The organism is Metabacillus bambusae, from assembly GCF_017497975.1.
Lineage (GTDB): Bacteria > Bacillota > Bacilli > Bacillales > Bacillaceae > Metabacillus > Metabacillus bambusae.
This window is the reverse complement of the sequence record NZ_JAGDEL010000002.1, coordinates 78,733-99,617: the sequence shown is the minus strand read 5'-3', so window position 1 is coordinate 99,617 and position 20,885 is coordinate 78,733. Positions and strand designations below refer to the sequence as shown.

Genomic DNA, 20,885 nt, shown 5'->3' with positions numbered 1-20,885 from the left:
TGCTCGCTTTCCGCGGGGCGGGCGGTGAGCCTCCTCGGCGTAAACGCCTGCATGAGTCTCACCTGTCCCGCTACTCCCGAAGGAGTCTCGCAATCCATTCCAATCAACCTTAAATAGTTTTCGTTTTAAACAATCCCTTAGAAAAGTGAGCCTAAAAAATAACATTTTCAGCTAAATGCTATTTTATTTTGAAACATCAGAAAATTATCCCCCTAACCCGAATATTGTCTCCTACACGAAATATCCAACATTCATTAAGATGTATGTAAGCGTATTCTTGAAGCTAATTCATTTCTTATTAAGAATTATATATACCGAAAATAAAGTGTTAGGAGTGAAACCATGTCAGAGTATGTTCTTGAGCTTAGAGGAATAACAAAGGAATTTCCAGGGGTAAAAGCACTTGATAATGTTCATTTTAAGCTAAAGGCTGGTGAAATACATGCCCTAATGGGTGAAAATGGTGCTGGTAAATCCACATTTATCAAGGTTATAACAGGTGTTCATTCACCAAATTCAGGTGATATGTTTTTAAACGGTGAAAAGGTGCAGTTCGATAATCCAAAGGATGCTCAAAAGATGGGAATCGCAGCGATTTATCAGCATGTTACGAATTACCCTGATTTAAGTGTCACCGAAAATATCTTTATGGGACATGAAAAAGTTCAAAAAGGAACGAAGAGATTACGATGGAAAGACATGCATGCTGAGGCCAAAAGTATTTTACGAGATTTAGGATCAGCAATAGATCCAAAAACAGAAATGGGTGCCTTAAGTGTTGCTCAACAGCAAATCGTCGAAATCGCAAAGGCCATTTCTACAAACGCAAAAATTATTATTATGGATGAACCAACAGCTGCGCTAACGGCGAGAGAGAGTGAAGAATTATATAAGATTACAGAACGCTTACGAGATCAAGGTGCATCGGTTATTTTTATCTCACATCGCTTTGAAGATATGTATCGACTAGCAAGTCAAGTGACTGTATTCCGAGACTCTAAGTATATTGGTTCTTGGGGAGTAAATGAAATTACAAATGACCAGCTTATTGTAGCGATGGTAGGTCGGGAAATTACTCAAGTATATCCAAACAAGAAAGCTAAAATTGGCGAAAAGCTTCTAGAGGTTAAGGGCCTTGGAAAAATGGGTTACTATGCAGACATTTCCTTTACACTTCATAAAGGTGAAATCCTAGGATTAACGGGTTTAGTTGGTGCAGGTAGAACGGAGGTTTGTCAGTCACTCTTTGGGATTACTTCCTATGACCGAGGAGAAGTTTACTTAAAGGGACAAAAGATAACCGTGAAAAATCCAAAGGCTGCAATGAACTTAGGAATTGGCTATTTACCAGAAGATCGTCAATTACAAGGGTTGGTTTTAGATTGGGGAATTGGCAGAAACATTACCTTACCTGCGTTAAAGGAACTATCAAATAAAGGATGGTTAAATAATAAGGAAGAATCCGCGATTGCGAAAAGGCTAGCAGAAAAAGTGAATGTGAAAGCAAACAGTATTTTTGACTTAGTAAGCTCACTGTCAGGTGGGAACCAACAAAAAGTAGCTGTTGCAAAATTACTTACCGCAGACCTAGATATCATTATTCTTGATGAACCAACAAAAGGTGTTGACGTTGGTGCAAAATCAGCCATCTATGAAATTATTAATGATTTAGCAGCTAGTGGCTATGGAATAATAATGATCTCATCAGAAATGCCTGAGATTTTAGGGATGAGCGACAGAATTGTTGTGATGAGAGAAGGAAGAATAACGAGTGTCTTAAATAAAGCGGATGCCACACAGGAAGTTATTTTAGCAGCAGCAATGAGTGATATCAAGGGGAAAGAAGTAGGTTAATAGACTTTACAAAAGCGTAAATAAACTATTCACACCATCAATTAAATGAGGGGGAAATAGTATGTTCCTACAAGCCCACTCTAATATGGCGGCGCGAACGAAGCAAGATTTATAATCCTTTAATGAAGCTAAATTCGTCTATTTTCGATTATGGGATAGTTGTCACAATAAGTTAGCGGAGTTCCGTCCCCATTTCATAAAAAAAATGAGGTGAAAAGAAGTATGCCTGAAAACGTCATAGAGAACTCAACACAGTTACAGACTCAAGTAGAAAGAACATCGAAACTAGCAAGCATTTATAAATTTAGGGAATTAGGATTATTAGTTTTTATCGTTATCCTATCGTTAGCTGTCCAGTTCCGTAACCCAAGCTTTTTAAGCGGGGAAAATATCAATGACATGATCACAAATACAGCCATCCTTAGTATTTTGGCACTTGGAATGATGCTTGTATTAATCACAAGAGGAATAGATTTATCAATTGGATCAACGATCGCCATCTCAGGGATGGTTGTTGCACAAGTTGTTAGTACGTATCAAGAATTAAATCCTCTTCTTGTAATTTTATTAGGCACATTAATTGGTATGGTGTGCGGAGTAATTAATGGAGTATTAATTGCGAAGATTGGACTTTTACCGATCATTGCAACATTAGCAATGATGAATATCTTTAGAGGAATTACGTTCAAAATTAGTGGTGGTGAATGGATAAGCTCTTATCAAATGCCTAAAAGCTTTGTTTCCATTGCAACTGGCACCACACTTGGTATTAATAATTTAATCGTGATTGCTGTTATTATTTATCTCTTATTTTTCTACCTTATTAACCATACAAGAACAGGAAGACAAATCTATGCAGTAGGTAGTAATCCTGATTCAGCTAAAGTAAGTGGAATTAAGGAAGATCGTATCTTACTGCTCGTATATACCATTATGGGGGGATTCGCGGGACTTTCAGGTGTGTTATGGGTATCAAAATTTGCATCTGCACAAGGTGATACAGCTTCAGGTTACGAGCTTACGGTTATTGCTGCATGTATTCTTGGTGGAGTCAGTATCGCTGGTGGCTCTGGGAAAATTTCAGGAATTATCCTTGGATCTATTCTCTTAGGGATTTTAAATAATGCATTGCCATTATTAAATGTATCACCATTTTGGCAAACAGGTATTCAAGGTCTCATTATCCTCGTTGCTGTTATTATTAACACACTTGTTAAAAGAGGTGTCGATCGAAATAATCTGATGAGGAGGAAAATATAAGCCATGGAACAGAGATCAATGCTTGATAAGCAAGGATATATACAACGAAATATTCTTGATAAAAAGGAATTTAGTCTAAAAGAATTTTTCCTGCAATGGGAATGGATGCTTGTCATCATCCTAGTTGTTGTCACAATCATTAATGCAAATTTATCACCTTATTATTTGAACTATGCTAGTTTACGAGATGGAACGATGATTTTCTTAGACAAAGCGTATATTGTGTTCCCAATGGCAATGATCATGATTCTTCGGGACATCGATATATCAGTTGGTTCAACAGTTGCCTTATCATCTGTTGTAATGGCAACGATGTATAACAGCTTAGGTGTTCCAATGGAGTTGGCAATCGTTATCTGTTTGGCGGTTGGTGCCCTTTGTGGACTGATAAATGGATTGCTAATTGTTAAGTTTAAAGAGTTATCAGCTGTAATTGTAACGCTAGGAACAATGATTCTCTATCGTGGAATCGCTTACGTTATCTTAGAAGACCAATCGTCAGGAAATTTCCCTGAATGGTTCGGATTCTTTGGGTGGGGCTATATTTTTGGAATCCCGTTCATCTTAATTTTATTTGTGATCGTCGCAATTGTTTTTGGATTGCTTCTTCATAAAACAACATTTGGTCGACAAATTATTGCGATGGGTAACAACCCTACAGCAAGTAGATTTTCTGGGGTGAAAGTTGACAAGGTGAAAATTATTGTCTTTACGTTAGCTGGATTAATGGCTGGTTTAACGGCATTATTTTTATCTTCAAGAATGGGGAGCACAAGACCAAATGTAGCAAACATGTATGAGTTAGACGTTATTGCGATGGCTGCATTAGGCGGCATTAGTACAGCTGGTGGAAAAGGAAAAATAATTGGAACAGTTATCGCGGTGTTTATTATTGGTTACCTTCAATACGGATTAGGTCTCATTAATATCCCTGCACAAACACTTCTAATTATAGTTGGTGCATTGCTAATCTTAGCTGTTGCAGTTCCAAAGATCAAACTACCAAATTTCATCAAGAGAAAATAATGAATTCGTTATACTCAGTTTTTAAAACTGTTATGTATATAAAAAAATGGCTCTTTTCTAAGAGATTGTTGCTTTTAAAAAGAAAACTGTTGAAGGTTGATTTGAGCGGAAGTGCGAGACTCCTGCGAGAGCAGCGGGACAGGTGAGACCCCGCAGGCGTTTACGCCGAGAAGGCTCACCGCCCGCCCCGCGGAAAGCGAGCAACTCTCGCTGCAATCAACCACACCGCACTTCTTGGTAAATAGCAATAAAGTTTGCGAAACTAGCCAAAAAAATAAACCAATAAGGGGAGAAAGAGAATGAAGAAATTTTTATCCATGTTCCTATCCATTGTATTACTCTCTTCAATACTAGTAGCTTGTAGCCAAGGGGCACCTCAGAGTGGAAGCTCCACAAATAATGAAGGTGGGGAAGACAGTGGTGGAAAACCAAAATACGCGTTTGTCTTTAAAAACACCGGAAATCCATACGGTGAGAAAATGATGGATGGCTTTAAATCAGCTGTAGAAGAGCTTGGTGGGGAAGTAATCCTACGTTCTCCAGACCAGCCAACAGCTGAAGGTCAAATCCAAATTATTGAACAACTAATTACACAAAAGGTAGCTGCGATTGCGATTGCGGGAAATGATCAAGATGCGTTAGAGCCTGTTTTAAAGAAGGCAATGAGTCAAGGAATTAAAGTATTATCAGTTGATTCAGCAGTAAATGCTAACAGTCGTATTTTACATGTAAACCAAGCAAACCCAGAAAGAATTGGTCGTGTTCAAATCGAAGCAGTTTCTGAAATGATTGGTGGAGAAGGACAAATTGCAGTATTAAGTGCTACTTCTCAAGCAACAAATCAAAACCTTTGGATTGAATGGATGAAGAAAGAGCTAGAAAAACCAGAATATGAAAAAATTGAACTTGTTAAAGTCGCTTACGGTGATGACCTAAGAGATAAGAGTGTATCTGAGACTGAAGCATTATTAAAATCATATCCAGATTTAAAAGCGATTATCGCTCCAACAACAGTTGGGATTGCTGCAGCTGGTAAAGTATTAACAGATAAAGGATTAGCAGGTAAAGTAGCATTAACAGGTTTAGGCCTTCCAAGTGAAATGGCAAGCTATATTGAGAGTGGAGTTTCTCCATGGATGTACCTATGGAATCCAATTGATGTAGGAGCAGCAGCAGGACATACTGCACATGCATTAGTTGAAGGAACAATAAAAGGAGAACTAGGTGACACATTTGAAGCAGGTGACCTTGGTAGCCAAGAAGTAGTTGCAGATGGTGAAGGCACTCAAATTATGCTAGGCGACCCATTCAAGTTTGACGCAGATAATATTGCTGAATGGAAAGATGTTTATTAATAGTTGTGGTTACAGTAGTAGACTATCAGATTTAATCAATTTCTTTAAGCGATAGAAGAAAGAAAATAAAATAAACAAAAAAAATCCTCTTCAGGTTCATTGAAGAGGATTTTTTTGGAACTATTCAAATGCTTTTCTAAAGGGATTTACGATCCTTTACTTAAACCAACCCTTCTCCTTCGATTGAGTAATCGCCTCAATCCGGTTCTTCACATCAAGCTTTTCTAATATCGTAGAAATATAATTTCGCACCGTTCCAGTTTTAATACTAAGCTGATCAGCGATTTCTTTTGTATTCATTCCATCTGCCACAAGCTCTAAAACTTCCCTTTCACGTTCAGTAAGGGGATTTTCTTCACTATAGACATCATCCATTAGTTCAGGAGCATATATTCTTCTTCCTGACATAATGCTGCGGATCGAGCTAGCTAGCTCCTCACTAGGACTGTCCTTCAATAAATAGCCGCTGACACCGGCCTTTAAAGCTCGTTGAAAATAGCCTGAACGGGAGAACGTTGTAAGAATAATAACTTTACAGCCCTCACCTTTTAGCTTTTCAGCTGCTTCAAGTCCAGTCATTCCAGGCATTTCAATATCCATGATGCAGATATTTGGTTGATGTTGCTGTACAAGAGTGAGGGCTTCTTCTCCATTACTTGCTTTTCCTACGACTTCCATATCATCCTCTAAATTAAGTAGTGAACCTAAGGCGCCCAAAAGCATTTGCTGATCTTCAGCAATGACAATTCGAATCATAAATGCTCCTCCTAATCTGTTTGCTTAACGACATTCGGTACTTTTATTAATAAAGTAGTACCTTCTTGAGAAAGAATGTCCAGGGTTCCATTTACAAATTCTAGACGTTCCTTCATTCCAGCAAGTCCGTTTCCTTTAGTGAAATTGTCGTTTGTTTCAATGCCAATTCCGTCATCACGTACGGTAATTACTGTCTCATTTTGCGATTGTTCGATGGAGATATTACAAGTAGAGGCCCCACTATGACGCACTACATTGTTAACAGCTTCCTTTAAGCACATGCTAAGAATATTCTCAGTTAACAATGGAACATTCGTTAAGGTAAAATTTTCATCAGTCACTAATTTAATTTGAGCGGCTTTGAGAATCTGTTTTATATGGATCATTTCCTCTTCTAATCTGATGCCCCGCATTTGTGAAACCATCTTTCTTACTTCATTTAATGCAGTTCTAGCAGTCTGTTGAACGTCTTTCATTTCATTTCGTGCTTGTTCAGGGTCCTTGTATATTAATTTTCTCGCCAAATCACTCTTTAACCCAATCATAGAAAGCTTTTGTCCTAATGTATCATGAAGGTCACGGGCGATACGCTGGCGTTCCTCGATTTTTACGAGCTCAGAGATTCGTTTGTTTGCATCTTCGAGTTTTTCTTGGAGCTGGCCACGTTCTTTGCGATTATAAATACTGAATGGTAGAAAGATTACACTAAGACAACTTATTATTACAAATGGCAATTGTTTTAAGAGTAATTCTTCGTGCAGCACGATGCTGAAGTTTATCGAAACAGCCGTGCTGACTAAGTGAACGATATACAAAGTAATAAAAGGAAATCGATCCTTCATATTACCGATGAAATAGGCAATATAAAAAGAAAAATAAAAATAGTTGAAAAGATATGTCGATGTAAACGAAATACCGATAAGGACGCATGTTAAAAAGTAAACATGCCATCCTTTGGCAATAAAGGCATATCGAAATGTGATAAAAAATAAAATTGTCAGGATGATCCCGACAATTATTTCGATTGTAGATGAAGATTGAAAAATAAAATAAAACGGCAAAATGCTAAGAAACGCCCAAATATAAGGAGAAATTCCATTACTTTTTTGAAGAATTGCATACCTTTTTTTCATGATCGAACCCACTTTATATAGGATACTTAAACTTAAGTGTCATTTTATCATATTTTATCTAAATAATGCTTGAAACCCCATGATGGGTGCATTTAGTGTCGTACTAAGATGCTCATTTACTTAGTAACTTTAGATAAATAATTAAATCCGACAAATCTTTTGTTTTGTGTGTCCCATAAACGGAATGTTAGTGATTTTAAGCTTGTTGCTAAAGTGATCGTCGGAACATTTTGTAATGGTTGCGTATTATTGTGAACTTCTTCAAGTTTATAGTTTGGTACCCTTGGACTTAAATGATGAACATGATGGTAGCCGATATTTCCTGTAAGCCATTGTAGAAGCTTTGGAAGCTTATAGAAAGAACTTCCTTCTACAGCTGCTTTCACATAGTCCCAATCTTTATTTTCCTCAAAATAAGAATCCTCAAATGTGTGTTGTACATAAAAGAGCCAGATACCAAGAGAACCTGAAATAAGAAAGATTGGTCCTTGTATTAAAAGGAATGACTGTGTTCCAAGTGCCCAACATAGAAATGCAATTAAAACAACAATTGAAAGATTTGTAATATATGTGTTTATGCGTTCATTTCTTCTTGCACCTTTTTTGTTAAAACGATTTTTAATTAGAAATTCGTAAATTGGTCCTATGCCAAACATTACAAATGGGTTTCGATAAATGCGATAGGCAATCCTACGAACAAGTGGCTCTGCCAAATATTCATCTACCGTTAGCACCCAAATATCCCCTGTTCCACGTTTGTCTAGGTTACTGCTAGTTGCGTGATGAATCGAATGATCATGTTGCCACTGACTATATGGAAATAAGGTTAAAATCCCTGTTATCGTTCCGAGCACCTTATTTGCAGTCCGATTTTTAAAGAAAGCAAAATGACAACAATCATGAAAAATGATGAAAATTCTGACTAGAAATCCTGCAGCAACGATGATAAATCCAAACGATAGGAAATAAGAAATTGACAAGCTTTGATAAGCTAGGATCCATAAAATAAGAAATGGTCCAATCGTATTAATAAGTTGTCGGACACTGTCCTTTATATTTGCTTTTTCATAGGGAGCAACTTGCTTCCTTAAATTTCTTTGTAGTTGTTTAGTCATTTTTTAATTCCCTTCCTCAGTTGTTACTCAAATTATAATCTTATTATCATTACTTTTGCAGACATAGGTGTCATGTACAAGGTATGACAAATGTCATATATAATATGGAAGGATTAGTAAAGCGCTCTTAAGCTAAGGATAAGAATAACTTTTATGTAATGAAAAGGCTCTCTAAAACTTGGTTGTTGTTTCCCCCTAGACGTTCGCTTTCCGTGGGCGGTCCGGGAGCCTCCTCGGTGCTTTGCACCTGAGTGAGACTCCTTTGGATTCGTACTCCCGCATGAGTCTCACGCCTTACGCTCCAATCAACAGCTTAAAAATCAACCATAGCTTTTAACTGAGTCAATGAAAAAAATAATATGAGGAATTTAACAAGTTCTAAGCACTTTTCCTACAATTTATTTTTAACTGATATAATATAAATTAACATTAATTTTTTCATAACTAGGAGAGAATACCATGTTTTTTCGAATTGTATTTTGTGTTTTCATACTTCTAATTGTAAGCGGGTGCAATTTAGGGCCGCAAACAGCGGAGTATGAAGTCATCTATAAGGGACATAACGAACAAAAGCAAGCTCAGCCAACTCAAAATCATAAAAACTACACAATTGCTGTTATTCCAAAGATTAGTGGGATTCCTTACTTCAATGCAGTTGAAGAAGGAGTCAAAGAAGCTGGAAAAGATTTAGGTATAAATGTTCTTTACTCTGGCTCATTAATTGCCGATTGGAAGCAACAAGAAGCTATTATTAAAGGGTATATTGATCAAAAGGTAGATTTAATAGCTATTTCTGCCAATGATCCTGAGAAGCTAGGAACTGTTTTAAAAGAAGCAAGAAAACAGGGAATAAGAGTGATTACATGGGACTCAGATACAAATTCTCACTATCGAGAGCTGTTCATTAATATGGTCGATCCAGAAATAGTTGGGCGCCATATCATGGATACATTATCATCAAGAGTGAATGAAAAGGGGAGTTATGCGATCATAACTGGCTCTAGCGATGCAGCGAATTTAAATGAGTGGATCAATTGGATGAAAGTTCAGCAAAAGGAATATTATCCAAATATGAAGCTTGTCGATATTGTAGAAACTGATGATGATCCGAAAAAAGCTTATAGTGCTTCAAAAAATCTATTAAAAAAGTATCCAGAAATTAACGGGATTATTGGAAGTTCATCTGTTGGTCCACCCGCAGCCGCACAAGCTGTGAAGGATATTAAGAAATCAGGTGAGATTACAGTGGTAGGGTTATCAACTCCGAATTTAATGAGGGAATATATAAAAGATGGCTCTGCACAGGTTGTCACTCTTTGGAGTCCTAAAAAACTTGGGTATTTAACAGTAAGTATTGCAAAGGAACTGCTAGATGGGCAAGAGATCAGTGATAACCAATATATCTCAAACATAGGGAATGTTAGAGTAAAAGAAGACACAGTCATAATGGGACAACCCATTGATTTTACGAAGGAGAATATTGATCAGTATGATTTCTAAATTAATGGAAGGATTAAGATTAAAAAACTTCCAGCTGAAAACAAAATTAATCATTACCTACATTCTTCTCACTGTAATTCCAATGGCTGTATTAGGCTATATCACTTACTATCAGAATACAAAGGCAATCGAAGAACAGGTAGGGGAATATGTTCCTAGGCTATTAAATCAGGCAAATAAAAACATTGAAAATGAAATCAATGAAATAGGAAATTTACCAAATTTAATTTACAACTCTAGTGATGTGATGGCTGTTTTGCGAGCAAATCCATTTAAGGATCAATCATCAATGCTTCAAGACCAATATACTGTTGAAAGCTTTCTTTCACGAACATATCTTGGGAGTAATAACACGAACATTTTAGGTGCGTTTTTATTATCTACTAATGGTTCATTTATTAGTACTAGAGTATCATATGAAGGATTTGATTTTAGCAATACCCCCTTACCATATGGAGAGGCCCACGATTTAGGGGGAGACACTAAGATCTTACTTCCAAATGAAGTCAACTTGACGTTTGAGGGAAATCCATCTTATATGCTAGTAGTAAAAGAGATAGTTGACCTTGATAACCGGAAAAATCTAGGTACGTTGTTTTTAGCGGTTAAGTTAACGTTTATTGAAGAGATTCTTCAAGATCTAGATGAAGAAGAAAGAGCAATGATGTGGGTAATGGATGACCAAGGACAAATCATCTATCATCCACTTCAGAAGAAAATTGGCACATATTTTGAAGAAATAGATGACTATCCAATATTAAATGGAAGCTTTCGTACAACAATTGAGAAAGATAGAACATTAATTAGTATTAATCAATCAGCAAAACAGCAATGGGTTCTTGTTCATAGTATTCCAATTACCTACTTAACAGAGGGAACAGATGTCGTAAAAACTGTGGCAATCATTATTTTCCTTATCCTCGTTGTTATTACAACCTTGATTTCTATTATTGTTGCTTGGAGTGTAACAAAACCAATTAATTTACTAGGTAGGATTATGAAGGATGTTGAAAATGGTAATCTGTATGTGAAGATCCCGATTGATTCAAAAGATGAGGTTGGCGTACTAGCTTCTAGCTTTCAATCAATGATCAGTAAAATTAGAGACTTAATTAGAAAGAATGATCATATTGAAATTCGACAAAAGGAAGCAGAATTATATGCACTACAATCACAAATCAATCCTCATTTTATGTACAACACATTAGAAACAATTGGTGCATCAATAGAGGATGGGGAATCAGAGCTAGTCGTTGATATGGTGGCGATTTTAGGCAGAATGCTGCGCTTTTCATTAAGTAATAAAGATAAAATTGTTCCGATCTCACAAGAGGTTCTTCATATTGAAGATTATTTAACCTTGCAAAAATTCCGATTTGAAGAGAGAATCTCATTCAACATTCAAAAAGCTTATGAGCATGATGTATATTTTACTCCGAAATTTATTTTGCAACCAATTGTTGAGAACTCGATTAAATATGGAATGCAGAAAAGAAAAGCACTAAATATCGAAATCGATTTTATTCATGAAAAAAGCGAAATGAAGGATCATTATATTGTCATGGTTGTACGAGATAATGGTCCTGGTATTAAAGAAGAAGAGTTGAAGAGATTGAATGAGCTTTTACAAAAGGATCCAATGATTAATCGAGATTCAGGCTTCGGGATCACAAATGTTCATGCACGAATCGTGATGATGTTTGGTAATCAATATGGATTGACCATCAACAGTGCGGTAGATAAGGGTACAGAGGTTCTAATCAAAATCCCACAGCTTTCAAAAAAACAAGTAGAAAATGGTGATGGATAATGTCTACGATTAAAACAATTATTGTAGATGATGAAAACAGAATTCGTCGAAGAATGGAACGGCTAGTCCAATCCTGTGGTAACGAGTGGGAGATCATTGGCATGTATTCAGATGGACAAGAGGCCTTTGACACCATTACAAATCAGTCAATCTCATTTGACCTTCTTATAACAGATGTGCAAATGCCTGAAATGGATGGATTAAAGCTAGTTAACCAATTAAAAAAAACGAATTCATTTATGTCCATCATTGTTAGCGGGTATGATGATTTTTCTTATTTACAGACTGCGATGCGTGAAGGAGCTGTAAATTATCTTCTCAAGCCTGTCGACAAAAAGCAATTTATTGAACAAATGGAAGAAGTCAAAAACAAAATTTATCAAAAAAGGGCAGAAGAACACGAGTGGACTGAAGTACAAGAAAAGGCTTCCCAATTAACATATGCCAAACAAATTCAATTATTAAGTGAAGTAACCTGGAATGATGAATTGGACTTATCACTTCTTGATTGGACCCAGCAGTTTCCTAAAGGAACATATAAATTAGTTTATATAAGCGTTGATCAGCTTACCATTTCAGCCAAAAAACTAGCTGCTTCTGAAAACTGGGATCGTGAAATTGAAGCTATTTTTCAACAACACATTGAAAATGAATGTAGAGATACAGCTATCAAGTATTGGTGGTGGAGAAGCGGTAAGCTTCATTATTGGTTATTACTTTTTAATGAGGAGAGCTATGATCCTTCTTTTGATAAAAAAACAATTCAATTCATTTACGACTGTAAGGATTCGATTCAGCGGTCGACTCCTTATACTGTTTCGATTTCATTAGGAGATATGTTTGAAGACTTAACTTTATTAACGAGTATAAAGGATCAGCTTTTATCACTAAAGCAATACCGAATCATCCAAGGTGGGAATAAAGTTTTTCGGATTGATCTACTTAAAAATCTTACTGATCAACAATCGAAAAATGTTACATCTTCTATTTATAAACATGTTCAACAAATTATTTCTGCGTCAGAAGGAAACAGTGAAGCTGAGACTATCAAGGCTTTACAAGTATTTTTTCAGGAACTAGAGACATTAAAATCACCAACATTAATAGAAGAAGCAGTCCATTATTTATGCTTTCAGATCGTAAATAGATGGATGGAGTTCGATATATTTAAAGAAACACCAGATCTATTACCAGAAGTTCTTCAGTTAACAAAACGTGCAGCAAACTTTCATCAGCTTAAAGATAGTATTAAACATTGGGTGTTACAGCAGAAGGAGAAACTAGAGAGCAGAAAGAAGCAGACCTCAACAGACCCCATTCAACGTGCAAAAGAATGGATTCATCAAAATCTTGGGGAAAACATAACGATAAAAAAAATCGCCGAACATGTTTATATGAGTCCAACGTATTTTAGTAACTTTTTTAAAGCACAAACAGGTGAGACGATTTTAGATTATGTGACTAAATGCCGTCTTGAAAAAGCAAAGGACCTATTAGGTACAACAGATTTGAAGATATATGATATTTCAACACAGCTTGGCTATCAAGATACGAAATATTTTAGCCGTCTTTTTAAACAGTGGTATGGACAATCACCATCACAGTATCGTGAACTTCATTTTAAATCATAGGAAAAAGCTTGTGGAGTACCGCAAGCTTTTTTGCGTATTTTTGTCGAATAGTAGATAAATTTCCAAAATCGAAGATAAATATAAAAAATCGAAGATAAATTCCGAAAATCGAAGATAAATTCTCAAAATCGAAGATAAACATAGTTTGAACATTTAAATGTAACGATGTAAACCTTTCCAAACTTCTTAATATTCTCCCCCATACCTTAGTTTTGTCTCCTACCATCAATAATGGAAGTTTTATATAGTAAGAGTAACCCAATGAGAAAGCGCAATCAGCAATCGCTTTCAACTATATGTAAGGGTATTCCTTATCGTTTGATACTAATTTGCGATATAAAATGAAAATTGGATAGGGGGAATAAAGTTGATTAGAAAATCTAGTATTATGTTTGTTTATAAAGATCAGTTTGATGAATACAAGCGTCGCCATGATGAACTATGGCCGAAGATGGAAAAGGAATTAAAAGCACATGGAGTGCACAATTATTCAATCTTCTTAGATAAGGAAACAGGACAGTTATTTGCGTATTTAGAGGTAGAGGACGAAGAGAGATGGGGAAAAATGGCTGAAACTGATATTTGCAAACAGTGGTGGGCATATATGGAGCCGTTAATGGAAACAAACCCAGATAATAGTCCAGTATCGAAAGAATTAACGAATGTATTTTACTTAGCATAGTCTTTGATTATGTTTGGAAGGGAGATTTAGCACATGGCTGGAAAAAAAGGCATGAAATCTACGATTACGGTTGCGATGTCAAACTATTTAGAAGCTGGTTCGATCGTTGCAGGTGCTGGTGGGTTAACACTATGGATGGAATATTTAAATTTAGATGATTTTAAATTAGGCTTGCTAGGTGCATTAAGTGCAAATGGATTTGGTGCAGCAGTAGGTGCATTAGTAGGTGGAATCTTAGTTGATAAGTATGGACGTAAATTAATTTATAAATATGATCTATTAGTTTATATGCTTGGTGTATTATTGATTGTGTTTTCATTTAATTTCCCAATGTTATTAATCGGATATATTATTACAGGTATCGCAGTAGGTGCTGCTATTCCTGCAGCATGGACTTATATCGCAGAAGAAGCACCAGATAATGAGCGGGCTGCGCGCGTAGGATATGGACAATTAGCTTGGTCAATAGGACCAGCAGTTTCATTATTACTATCTGTAGCACTAGCTCCATTAGGTTTATTAGGCAGTAGAATTATCTTTGCACAATTGTTTGTAATCGCTTTAGTAACATGGATTTTGCAACAACAAATTAATGAATCAACAATTTGGGAAGAAGAAAAACAAAAAGAAGCAAAATTAAAGGCCTCAGGTCAAAAAACGGAGAACCCTATAAAGGAACTTTTTACAATAAAAGCAAATCGCCGTGCAATCACTTTATTATTAGGAATTTATGTGTTCTGGAATCTAGTAGCTGGGGTAATGGGCTATTTCATGCCATATATTTATGAAACAGTCGGTGGACTTTCTTCTGCACAAGCGAATTTATTACAAGCGTTTTTATGGGTGTTAACCGTTGCTTCAACATACTTTGTCTTTATTAAACTAGGAGATAAGGTAAGTAGAAAAGTATTATATACTGTTGGTGCTGTAATGGGAATCATTGCTTGGGCCGTACTATCATTAGGTAATATGGGATTAACCGAATTATTTATCTTTGTTATCTTTTGGGGAATTGCAGCTGGTTTTGGTGCACAAGCATTTTATGGTCTTTGGGCTAGTGAGCTATTCCATACAAAATATCGTGCTAAAGCACAAGGCTTCTTATTCTGTATTGCTCGTGTAGCTGTTGGTCTGATTTCATTGATCGTACCAACTATGATTACGCTTCTAGGATTTAAAATTTCAGGGCTAATCATGATTGGGTTCCTTTTAATCGCAGCAGTCATTGGGTTTGTCATGGCTCCTGAAACACGAGGAAAATCATTAAAACAAATTGAACAAGAACGGTACAGTGCATAATAAGCAAGATTTGTTATTTTATAGAAATAGTTGAGATGATGTTATCCTTTTAAGGTAATATTCATCTCTTTTTTTATATTTCACAAAATCAGGCACGGCAAGATTTATTGATGGTCGACATCGTTTAGCTAAGAAGCCGAATCTTGTGTTTAAGTAAAACAAAAGAAAAAATACAGCTAGCAATAAACCCTTCTGATTACGAGATGATAAATCAGAAGGGTTTTTACCTTTGCATGTTTTTATTTGGCTGTTTTCGTAAACTTTGTTGCTATTTACCAAGTATGCGGTGTGGTTGATTTCGGCTCCAGATGCTCGCTTTCCGCGGGGCGGGCGGTGAGCCTCCTCGGCGTAAACGCCTGTGGGGTCTCACCTGTCCGCTGCTCCCGCAGGAGTCTCGCACTTCCGCTCCAATCAACCTGAAATAATTTTTGTTTTAAAAGAAACAATCTCTTAGAAAAGAGCCTTTTACTTTGATTTTGAATAGAATTCATGTATGAAAGAAAGCAAAAAGAAGTAGGCTATACATTATCCTTACATAATTGGAGGAGCATCATGAAGAAGAAAGTAACCATCATAGGTGGAGCAGGAACAATTGGTAGTATTTTAATGAAGGGTCTAAGTGAAAAATATGAATTTTTCGTTCTGGATAAAAACATCCCTTCTCAAACTGAGAACTACAAACAGATAGATGCAAAAAATTTTGAACAGTTATTACAATATATTCCTAAGGATTCACATGCTTTGATTAATTTACTAACGATCAAAACAGAGAATGACTTGGAAAATATCGATCAGTTTCAAAAAATGACGGATATCCACTTTACTTCCTCCTTCTATATACTACATGCAGCGATTACTCTAGGAATCCCAAAGGTTGTATATGCGAGCAGCAATCATACAACAGATTATTATGAAAAAGACGGTGTTTCTTCATTAGGTAGAGAAATCACAACGAGTGATTATCCGTTTTCACGAGGGCTTTACGGAGTGTTAAAGCTAGCATCAGAAAATATTGGCCATATTTTAGCAAGAGAAAAAGGTCATAATCTTTCTGTCATAAATTTACGAATTGGGAGTGTTCAGGAAGACGAGCATAAGGCAGTGAGAGAAAAGAAACGATTACAACATACTTTATTAACACATGAAGATACAGTACAGCTCTTTGATTTAGCGCTGCAATCGACTGTTAAATATGGATCATACTATGGTGTTTCTGACAATCCAGGAAAACCTTGGTCAACTGAAAATGCTAGGCAGGAATTAGGTTTTGTTTCGAAGAAAAATGCCATGGATGTATTAAAGAATGATTCAGAATAAAATAGGATACTCCTTACTAATGGCGCCCTTTAATACATAGAGGGTCGCTTTTTTTTATGATAGTAAGCAAAATAATCCATATAACATGATAGGGAAATCCATTGTGTATTGAGGGAGGGTGCTGTAATCTAACACTACTCAATAAGGCAGAAGGAGGGGTTTTTTGAAAACACGGCCAATATTTCATCAGCATCTTTTTAAGCATAAATGGAGTTATTTACTTGGATCAGGGCTATTAACGATCTCACTTGTCCTCCAATTAGGTGTCCCGCTATTATTAGAAGATTTTACAGATGGCATTCAGCATTTATCCATTCAAGTCTCAGACCTCTGGAACTTGGCAGTTTGGTTTAGTGTATTGGGTGTTGGAATTTTCTTATTTCGTTCATCAGGTCGCATCTATATTTTCCGATTATCACGAATGCTTGAAAGAGATTTACGTACACAATTGTTCTCACATTGGGAGACATTGCCTGCTGATTACTATCAACAAGAGCGAATTGGGAATTTAATGGCACATGCTGTCAATGATGTAAACATTCTTCGGCAAATTGGCATGCAAGGTGTATTCCAAACAGTTGAGGCAATGGTCTTAATCTCGATCACTATTACAATGATGGCGGGAACCATTGATTTGTATTTAACCTTACTTGTTTTGATCCCTTTACCTGGTTTAACCTACCTAGCGTATCGATTCCGTACGAAGATCCGGATGCATTCCAGCCAGGTTCAAGAAGCAATTGGTACACTGACAAGTAGAGTCCAAGAATTTTGCACAGGAATACGAATAATTAAAACATATGTACAAGAACAAGAAGAAATGAAAAAGTTTACAAAAGAAAACGTTGAAAATGTTAAAGCAAATAAACAATTAATTCGTTCCAATTCACTTTTTACCTCACTTAGTCAAGGAATCGTTGGTCTTAGTTATTTACTCTCTGTCGTGTTTGGTTCTATTTTAGTTATGAAAGGGACAATAACACTCGGTGAGTTTGTTGCATTTAATACGTATTTATCTTTTTTAGTTGCACCAATTGAAAACTTAGGTAAAGTTATTAACTTATTTCAGCAGGGAAAAGCAGCAGATATAAGACTTAGCGATGTTCTAGCAACCACACCAGATATAAAAGATGAAGAAGGTGTTATTCCAATAAACAAATTTGAAGGGGATATTAGGATTCAGAATTTATCTTTTCAATATAAAAATAGTAAGGGATATGCATTACAAAATATTAATCTAACAATCAAAAAAGGAACTAGCATAGGAATTGTAGGGAAAATTGGTAGTGGGAAATCTACACTTGTAAATTTACTTTTGCGTGTATACAATCCCCCTAAAAAATCTATCTTTATAGACAATTATGATATTCATGATCTTCCATTAAAAACACTTCGAACCTCAATAGGATATGTACCACAAACGAACTTTTTATTTTCCTCAACCATCAAAGAAAATATCGCATTTGATCCATCTATTTATCAAGACAAGGATATTTATAAAGCTGCAAAGCAATCACATGTGTATAAAGATATCATCGATTTTCCAGAAGGTTTTGATACACCATTGGGTGAGAGAGGGCTTTCATTATCAGGGGGACAACGACAGCGAGTGAGTATTGCCCGTGCAATGATTAAAAAATCGCCAATTATGATTTTTGACGATAGTCTTAGCGCTGTTGATGCAAAAACAGAAGAGCTGATTCTAAAAACATTACAAACAGAAATGAAAGGGAGAACATCAGTCATTATTAGTCATCGAATGTCGACAATACGTAAGGCAGATCAAATTATTGTGTTAGACGAGGGCAAGATCGTAGAACAAGGTACACACGAATCTCTTCTTAAAAGAAATGGAACATATAAAAAAATGTACTTGCAACAATCCAATGAGTTTACATTAGAGGATTCAACTCCCCTGTCCTCTAGTGAGAGAACAGTTCGGATTAAAAAGAGGAGGGGTTAAATATACGTAACCAAGCAGATAAAAAAAATGTAAATCTAAGTGATAGCCAGTTATTGCATAAAATGCTTTCCTTCGCCAAACCATATTGGAGGCGTATACTATTATCCATTTTACTAACATGTTTAATTGTCATCGCAACCTTAGCGCAACCGTACATAATTAAAGTAGCAATCGATTCGTATATAAACGGAATCTACTCACCAATGGTCTCAGTTGAAGAATCTAGAGGTAATGAGCTAGAAGAGGAATTGAAACAACAAAAGCTTACCTATGAGAAAACCGCATCGCTTCAGAAAAGGGTCTATTTTCGAATCAAGGATCCCCTATCCACAGATGGGCTTGTAAGAGATACTGAAAAAGCTGCAATTGTTTCGATTAAGAACGTCCATTATCTAGTTAACGGATGGAATGTAGGTCTCTCGGGCTTAGAAAACTATCAGCTAGAAAAATCGGCAAATGAAATTAGAATTGATGGAAAGATGTATCATGTCACACAATTAAGTTCAAAAGATGTTGATCTTTTTAGAAACAATGATTACGATGGGCTGATTTTATTAGGGATCTTATATTTCGCACTAATTATCGGATCATCCGTATTCATGTACCATCAACATAATATACTCCAATTTACAGGGCAATCGATTATTTATGATATAAGACAAACAATATTTAACCACCTTTCAAAAATGCCCATTTCGTTTTATGATAAAAATCCGATTGGGAGATTAGTAACAAGGATCACTCATGATGTAGAAGCACTTAATCAATTATACTCTCAAGTTATTGTAAATTTAGTAAAAGAAGTGCTTATCCTGATTGGGATTGTCTTCATTATGCTTCACATGAGTTTAAAATTAACACTTATTAGTTTAATTATGATTCCAGCTGTAGCACTTACAACATTTTATTTCAAGACAGTTATGAGAAAGGCTCAAAGGTATATTCGTCTTATTCTTTCTAGGCTTAATTCCTTTCTTGCCGAAAATCTCTCAGGAATGACTGTCATTCAACTTTTTGCACGTGAAGAAAGACAATTAGAGAGGTTTAATGAACTTAATAAACAGCATTACCGTGCAGGAATGCGTCAAACCATACTCAATTCTATTTTTAACCCTTCTATTGGTCTTTTCGGGAATATTTCACTTGCTTTGCTCGTTTGGTATGGTGGAAGTAATGTATTGGAAGGTGCGATTACGTTTGGGGTCGTCTATGCTTTTACCCATTACGTAAGGCAATTTTTTGAGCCATTAAGGGGATTGGCTGATCAGTTTAATCAGATTCAAGCTGCTCTTGCCTCAGCTGAAAGAATATTTGAAACCTTGGATACGAAACCAACAATCGTAAATCCAAGTCATCCTAAAACGTTTGAAAATAAAGTCCGCGGTAAAATTGAGTTTCAGCATGTCTCGTTTGCGTATAAAAATGGGGAATGGGTGCTAAATGACATCGATTTTTCTATAAAACCAGGTGAAACAATTGGTATTGTTGGGGAAACAGGTGCTGGAAAAAGCTCGATTATTCAGCTTATTAACAGGTTCTACGACATCCAAAAGGGAAGGATCACACTTGATGATGTAAATATTAAAGAGGTACAAATATCAGAGCTTAGAAGGCATATAGGAATTATTCAACAAGACGGCTTTGTGTTTTCTGGAAACGTTTTTGATAATATTCGTCTTAACAATCAGAATATAAGTAACGAGGAAATTATTAAAGTTGCGAAATCAGTTAATATTGATGCCTTTTTCCGTTCGTTACCACAACAATATGAAACAATGCTTGGTGAGCAAGGTACCGTATTGTCAACAGGGCAAAATCAGTTACTCTCTTTTTTAAGAGCAATCATCGCAGACCCTGACGTATTAATTCTTGATGAAGCAACAGCTAATATTGATACAGAAACAGAAGCCGTTGTTCAACAAACATTGAAAACCATTTCTAAACATCGAACCACGATTATCATTGCTCATCGTCTTTCAACAATTCAGCATGCAGATAAGATTTTTGTCTTAAAAAAAGGTAAAGTAATAGAAATAGGAAATCACCAGGAGCTATTGATGAAGAAGCAGGCTTACTATCAATTATGCAGAAGTCAAAATAAGAGCAAATCACAACGAACAAAATTGAAAGTATAGATGTTTTAAAAACGGGAAAAGAACAATATTTTACGCTTATAAATATTAA

At 36.0% G+C, this 20,885-nt stretch carries 15 protein-coding genes; 12 read left to right on the top strand and 3 right to left on the bottom strand.

From position 1 onward, the window contains the following. The first annotated feature begins 342 nt into the window (after window positions 1-342). From I7822_RS03100 to rhaS, 4 genes are all read left to right on the top strand, one after another. On the top strand, window positions 343-1,854 hold the full coding sequence (locus I7822_RS03100) for a sugar ABC transporter ATP-binding protein (RefSeq protein ID WP_207975321.1): 1,512 nt from the start codon (window positions 343-345) through the stop codon (window positions 1,852-1,854). 222 nt (window positions 1,855-2,076) lie between these two features. Further along, window positions 2,077-3,114 carry an ABC transporter permease gene (locus I7822_RS03095; RefSeq protein ID WP_207975320.1) on the top strand — a complete coding sequence of 346 codons (1,038 nt, stop codon included), beginning with the start codon at window positions 2,077-2,079 and terminating at the stop codon, window positions 3,112-3,114. A gap of 3 nt (window positions 3,115-3,117) precedes the next feature. After that, the gene (locus tag I7822_RS03090; RefSeq protein WP_243459239.1) at window positions 3,118-4,140 is read left to right on the top strand and encodes an ABC transporter permease; all 1,023 of its coding nucleotides are present in this window, start codon (window positions 3,118-3,120) and stop codon (window positions 4,138-4,140) included. 299 nt (window positions 4,141-4,439) lie between these two features. After that, complete coding sequence (gene rhaS, locus I7822_RS03085; protein ID WP_207975319.1) at window positions 4,440-5,495, top strand: rhamnose ABC transporter substrate-binding protein; 1,056 nt, start codon at window positions 4,440-4,442, stop codon at window positions 5,493-5,495. A 156-nt stretch (window positions 5,496-5,651) separates the two neighbouring features. Here the strand turns inward: rhaS and I7822_RS03080 are convergent, their stop codons facing one another. The 3 genes from I7822_RS03080 to desA all read right to left on the bottom strand — a co-directional run bounded on the left by I7822_RS03080 (window position 5,652) and on the right by desA (window position 8,499). Then, window positions 5,652-6,251: a response regulator transcription factor gene (locus I7822_RS03080; RefSeq protein WP_207975318.1), complete on the bottom strand. Its 600-nt coding sequence runs from the start codon at window positions 6,249-6,251 to the stop codon at window positions 5,652-5,654. 11 nt (window positions 6,252-6,262) lie between these two features. Further along, window positions 6,263-7,384 carry a sensor histidine kinase gene (locus I7822_RS03075; protein WP_207975317.1) on the bottom strand — a complete coding sequence of 374 codons (1,122 nt, stop codon included), beginning with the start codon at window positions 7,382-7,384 and terminating at the stop codon, window positions 6,263-6,265. Window positions 7,385-7,500: 116 nt separating this feature from the next. Next, on the bottom strand, window positions 7,501-8,499 hold the full coding sequence (desA, locus tag I7822_RS03070; RefSeq protein ID WP_207975316.1) for a Delta(5) desaturase DesA: 999 nt from the start codon (window positions 8,497-8,499) through the stop codon (window positions 7,501-7,503). A 459-nt stretch (window positions 8,500-8,958) separates the two neighbouring features. On the opposite strand from desA, the gene I7822_RS03065 reads away from it, so the two are divergent. From I7822_RS03065 to I7822_RS03030, 8 genes are all read left to right on the top strand, one after another. Then, window positions 8,959-9,999, top strand: a complete 1,041-nt coding sequence (locus tag I7822_RS03065) for an autoinducer 2 ABC transporter substrate-binding protein (RefSeq protein ID WP_207975315.1) — start codon at window positions 8,959-8,961, stop codon at window positions 9,997-9,999. Beyond that, window positions 9,989-11,809 carry a cache domain-containing sensor histidine kinase gene (locus I7822_RS03060; RefSeq protein ID WP_207975314.1) on the top strand — a complete coding sequence of 607 codons (1,821 nt, stop codon included), beginning with the start codon at window positions 9,989-9,991 and terminating at the stop codon, window positions 11,807-11,809. Before I7822_RS03065 ends, I7822_RS03060 begins: the two co-directional genes overlap by 11 nt. Then, window positions 11,809-13,440 (top strand): AraC family transcriptional regulator, encoded by a 1,632-nt coding sequence (locus I7822_RS03055; protein ID WP_207975313.1) that lies wholly within the window; start codon window positions 11,809-11,811, stop codon window positions 13,438-13,440. Before I7822_RS03060 ends, I7822_RS03055 begins: the two co-directional genes overlap by 1 nt. A 367-nt stretch (window positions 13,441-13,807) precedes the next feature. Beyond that, entirely contained in the window at window positions 13,808-14,122 is a 315-nt protein-coding gene (gene rhaM / locus I7822_RS03050) for an L-rhamnose mutarotase (RefSeq protein WP_207975312.1), read from the top strand. Between the two features lie 33 nt (window positions 14,123-14,155). Further along, the gene (locus I7822_RS03045) at window positions 14,156-15,421 is read left to right on the top strand and encodes an MFS transporter (protein ID WP_207975311.1); all 1,266 of its coding nucleotides are present in this window, start codon (window positions 14,156-14,158) and stop codon (window positions 15,419-15,421) included. Between the two features lie 552 nt (window positions 15,422-15,973). After that, window positions 15,974-16,738 carry an NAD-dependent epimerase/dehydratase family protein gene (locus tag I7822_RS03040; protein ID WP_207975310.1) on the top strand — a complete coding sequence of 255 codons (765 nt, stop codon included), beginning with the start codon at window positions 15,974-15,976 and terminating at the stop codon, window positions 16,736-16,738. Window positions 16,739-16,901: 163 nt separating this feature from the next. After that, complete coding sequence (locus I7822_RS03035; RefSeq protein WP_207975309.1) at window positions 16,902-18,701, top strand: ABC transporter ATP-binding protein; 1,800 nt, start codon at window positions 16,902-16,904, stop codon at window positions 18,699-18,701. A gap of 62 nt (window positions 18,702-18,763) precedes the next feature. Beyond that, window positions 18,764-20,836, top strand: a complete 2,073-nt coding sequence (locus tag I7822_RS03030) for an ABC transporter ATP-binding protein (protein WP_207975614.1) — start codon at window positions 18,764-18,766, stop codon at window positions 20,834-20,836. Window positions 20,837-20,885 lie beyond the last annotated feature (49 nt).